Raw genomic sequence first — 4122 nt, 5'->3', positions numbered from 1 at the left:
CACGCCCTCCCGGTCGGTGGTGTGGTCGTCCTCGAAACGACGGTCCCCCGTCGCATCCGGCACGTACTTCACACAGACGACGATCCTCAAGCTCACGGCCTTGTCTCCTGTACTGGTCTCGTCCGGCGGCTGCGGCGGTGCAAGCGGGCACGAACACGGCTGCGTACCCACTCCGGGCAGCGAATCCCGTGCCGGTCCGGAACTTCCTGGCAGCATACTCGGCGGTAGCGCAGTGGTCACTACTGGCCAGTAGCTTATGCCGCTCGGCCCCGTCCACCACCTGCGCCCACCGCCTGCGCCCATCCTGCCCCAGCCGGGCGCCGACTCCACCCGAGGGGGCGGATTCGACTCCGCCTTCGCCGGGCTTACCTCCACACCAGGCCGCCTTCACGGCGCCCCGCGGGGAAGTCCTCAGACCGCCTGCCCGATCGCCGCGATCACGTCCGCCGTACGAGGCTGCCCCGACGCCCGGCGCACCACCCGACCGTCCGCGTCCAGCACCAGGACGGTCGGCGTCCGCCGGATCTCCAGCCGACGGACCAGCTCCAGCCGGGCCTCCGCGTCCACCTCGATGTGCTCCACCCCGTCGACCATCCCGGCCACCTCGGCGAGCACCCGCCGGGTGGCCCGGCAGGGCTGGCAGAAGACCGTCGAGAACTGCACCAGTGTCGCCCGCGAGCCGAGCGGCCCGCCCAGCTCCGTCGCCGACAGCCGTACCGCCCCGTCCTTGGTGCGCACTCTCATCCTCCCGTCGTGTCCGGCCCGCAACAGCCCGAACAGGGTCGCCACCGCCAGTGCGACAACGCACACCACCAGCCCGTTCATCCCGCCAGTCTGCGCCCGCGCCCGCCGGCCCCGAAAGACGGTCGACCGCCGGGTGCGGGCCGCGTACGATCGGCCGGTGGACTCCGAGCGCGCCTCACCACCGTTGCCGACCTGTCGCCGCGTCATCGACCCGCCGGGCCACCGCCTCCCGCCGTCGCTGACGCCCCCGCCGCCCGTCGCGACCCTCCCGGAGCCCCCGTGCAGACCGACCCCCGCGGTCCCCGTTTCGCCGCCGCGCTCACCTCGGCCGTCCTGATCGTCATCCTCCTCACCGGCAGCAGCGCCCTCCTGGCCGCCCAGGCGCTCGTCTTCGCGCTGGGCGCGTTCGGCGGCCTACGGCTCTCCCTGTACGACTGGTTCTTCCGGACGTTCGTCGCCCCCCGGCTCGCGCCGCCGTCCGAGACCGAGGACGAGCGGCCCCTGCGCTTCGGCCAGGGCATCCTCATGGCCTTCGCCGCCGTCGGCACCCTCGGCCACATCACCGGGGTGACCTGGCTGGGCCTGCTGGCCACCGCGGTCGCCCTCGCCGCCGCCTTCCTCAACGCCGCCTTCGGCTACTGCGTGGGCTGCGAGCTCTATCCAGCCGTCCGGCGCGCCCAGGGCCGCCTCACCGCCGGGGCCTGAACTCGGCGGCGGCCATCCGATCCGTCCCCTAGCGGGTCCGGTTCCGGGAGCGGAAAAGTTCCCGGGGGAATTCATCACGGAGATCACATCGTGAAAACCGGCTTGACCTCACGGCTCAGGTGACAGCAGGCACTCGTTCGGGGGATCATCTCCGTGTATCACCCGTGACCGCCACGGAGTGCCGTGCTCCGGTCGGCACCGCCCGCAACGACGGCGCGGGAACCCGCCGAACCGGGCTCCGGCCCGTGGAAGTCAGGACTGACCGTGGCAGAGTTCGTGTACCCGCCGGTGATCGGCGCCGCACTCACCGTCTTCCGCGCGCTCGACGTGCGGATCAAGATCGTGGGCGCCGAGCACATCCCCGCCAGGGGGGGAGCGGTACTGGTCAGCAATCACATCAGTTACCTGGACTTTCTCTTCGCCGGCCTCGGCGCCTACCGCGGCGGCAGGCGCAAGACCCGTTTCATGGCCAAGGACGACGTCTTCAAGCACCGGATCTCCGGCCCGCTGATGCGCGGCATGAAGCACATCCCGGTGGACCGCGCCGACGGCCAGCCCGCGTACGAGGCCGCCGTGCGCGCCCTCAAGGCCGGCGAGGTCGTCGGGGTGTTCCCCGAGGCGACGATCAGCCGCTCGTTCATGCTGAAGAAGTTCAAGACCGGCGCCGCCCGGATGGCAGCCGACTCCGGCACCCCGCTGCTGCCCGTCATCCTGTGGGGCACCCAGCAGCTCTGGACCAAGGGCCGTCCGAAGACCCTGACCAAGCGCCACGTCCCGGTCACCATCATGATCGGCGAACCGATTCACCTGGAACCGAACGACAAGCCCGTCATGGTCACCAGACGACTCCGCGCCGCCATGAGCGAGATGCTCGACCAGGCCCAGCGCGAGTACCCCGGCAAGCCCTCCGGCCCGGACGACACCTGGTGGCTCCCCGCCCAGCTCGGCGGCACCGCCCCCACCCTGGAGGTCGCCGAGTCCGAGGACGAGGCCGAGGCCCTCGCCAAGGCCGAGCGCCGCGCCGCCCGGGACTGATCCCCGCTCCTGCTCCTCTTTCTCCCGTTCCCCCAGCTACTCCCCGCGACCGAGCGAGCGCCCACCGTCGCGTGTCGCCCGACCACCGACGCTCCCCTTCTGACACAGTGACAGCTCCATTCGGGAGCCTTCGTCCTGAGTCCGCGACGGGGGCCACACGTCGAGCGGTCGGAAAGGTCGAAGACGGAGATGGCAAGGATCACCGGCACACGACAGTCGCCCACGAGCAGGGCCCGCATCCGCGCAAGCGCCGGTGCGGGCCTTCTGCTTCTGGGCACCCTGCTCACCGGCTGCGGGGCCGAACCCGGGGACATCCCGCTCTCCGAGATCCGGCCGGAGTCCCCCTTCGCCACCCCCGATCCGACACCCACCGCAGCCCCCGGCGCGGTCGGCGCGGCGGCCGGCACGCCGGCTGCGGCAACCGCCCGCAACGGGCTGATCGTCAGCCGGGCCTACACCGACGCCTCCCGCAGCACCAGCGCCATCGTCACCCTCTCCCCCGACGGCAGCAGTCGGCACCAGGTCACCCAGCCGTCGGACCGCACCCGCGACGACCGCCCCGACTGGTCCCCCGACGGCACCAGCATCGCCTTCGACCGCACCGACCCGCAGACCGGCACCGCCCGGCTCTGGACCGTCACCGCCTCCGGCGAGAGCGCCCACCAGGTCAGCCAGCTCTGCGACAGCGGCACCGCGGACTGCGCCAACGAGGACGAACGCGCCCCCGCCTTCTCCCCGGACGGCAAGCAGCTCGCCTTCAGCCGGTCCTGGGGCCCACTGGATCCGACCGGCAAGAACCAGACCCAGTACTCGGACCTCTACCTGATGAGCCCCGACGGCACCAACGTCCAGCGGCTCACCTTTCTCACCAACGACAAGCCCTACTCCGGCTCGGTCAGCAACCCCAGCTGGTCCCCCGACGGCAAGCAGCTCACCTTCGAGTACCGCACCAGCGCCACCGGGCAACCCGCCAACAGCCGCGCCATCTACGTCGTCAGCGCCGACGGCACCGGGCTCCGCCAGCTCACCCCCTGGGAACTGCGCGCCGGCGACCGCGCCGACTGGTCCCCCGACGGCAGCCGGATCCTCTTCACCACCTACCCAGCCGGCCCCGACAACGCCCCCGGCGGCGGCATCTACACCGTCCACCCCGACGGCACCGCCATCGGCGCCCTCACCCCCGCCCCCTCCGACGTCTTCTACGGCACCGCTACCTACGCGCCCGACGGCAAGGCCATCGTCTTCTCGCAGGCTCCGGCGGGTGCGGGAGCCGACCTCTACAGCATGCAGCCGGACGGCACGGGCGTCGCCCGCCTCACCAACAGCGCGGACGCGTGGCTCAGCCGCCCGGCTTGGGGGACGGCGGACCCGTCGACCTTGCCGACCCAGGCACCCCAGCCCGAGGCCCAACTCCCGGCCCAGGCCCAGGGCCAACCGCCCACCGAGGAGCCGCAGCCCCAGGACGGGTGATCCCGTCCGCCGCGGCCGGAAGACCAGCTCGCAAAAACCGGATCGCAAAACGCAAAAAGACCCCCTCCCGGTCGGGAGGGGGTCTTTTCGGAATGATTGTTCGGCGGCGTCCTACTCTCCCACAGGGTCCCCCCTGCAGTACCATCGGCGCTTTGAGGCTTAGCTTCC

At 71.7% G+C, this 4122-nt stretch carries 4 protein-coding genes, 1 rRNA gene and 1 pseudogene; 3 read left to right on the top strand and 3 right to left on the bottom strand.

The window, feature by feature from the left end; translation table 11 throughout:
* Together AC0B61_RS37010 and AC0B61_RS37005 are read right to left on the bottom strand one after the other, a co-directional pair.
* Nucleotides 1-96, bottom strand: a pseudogene (locus AC0B61_RS37010) (electron transfer flavoprotein subunit beta); the annotation flags it as partial.
* A 315-nt stretch (nucleotides 97-411) separates the two neighbouring features.
* On the bottom strand, nucleotides 412-825 hold the full coding sequence (locus tag AC0B61_RS37005; RefSeq protein ID WP_471746910.1) for a thioredoxin family protein: 414 nt from the start codon (nucleotides 823-825) through the stop codon (nucleotides 412-414).
* A gap of 198 nt (nucleotides 826-1023) precedes the next feature.
* On the opposite strand from AC0B61_RS37005, the gene AC0B61_RS37000 reads away from it, so the two are divergent.
* The 3 genes from AC0B61_RS37000 to AC0B61_RS36990 all read left to right on the top strand — a co-directional run bounded on the left by AC0B61_RS37000 (nucleotide 1024) and on the right by AC0B61_RS36990 (nucleotide 3954).
* On the top strand, nucleotides 1024-1449 hold the full coding sequence (locus AC0B61_RS37000; protein ID WP_471746908.1) for a DUF4395 domain-containing protein: 426 nt from the start codon (nucleotides 1024-1026) through the stop codon (nucleotides 1447-1449).
* Between the two features lie 264 nt (nucleotides 1450-1713).
* Nucleotides 1714-2484: a lysophospholipid acyltransferase family protein gene (locus AC0B61_RS36995; RefSeq protein WP_471746906.1), complete on the top strand. Its 771-nt coding sequence runs from the start codon at nucleotides 1714-1716 to the stop codon at nucleotides 2482-2484.
* 189 nt (nucleotides 2485-2673) lie between these two features.
* Entirely contained in the window at nucleotides 2674-3954 is a 1281-nt protein-coding gene (locus tag AC0B61_RS36990) for a TolB family protein (RefSeq protein ID WP_471746904.1), read from the top strand.
* A 98-nt stretch (nucleotides 3955-4052) separates the two neighbouring features.
* Here the strand turns inward: AC0B61_RS36990 and rrf are convergent.
* Nucleotides 4053-4122: ribosomal RNA gene (rrf, locus tag AC0B61_RS36985) — 5S ribosomal RNA — on the bottom strand; the annotation flags it as partial.

The sequence above is a fragment of the Kitasatospora sp. NPDC023385 genome (genome assembly GCF_055664045.1).
This window is presented reverse-complemented; position numbering and strand designations above follow the sequence as displayed.

What these genes read in the sequence shown, in the direction of transcription:
- AC0B61_RS36990 (WP_471746904.1), top strand. Translation starts at nt 2,674, where the DNA reads ATGGCAAGGATCACCGGCACACGACAGTCGCCCACGAGCAGGGCCCGC.
- AC0B61_RS37005 (WP_471746910.1), bottom strand. Translation starts at nt 825, where the DNA reads ATGAACGGGCTGGTGGTGTGCGTTGTCGCACTGGCGGTGGCGACCCTG.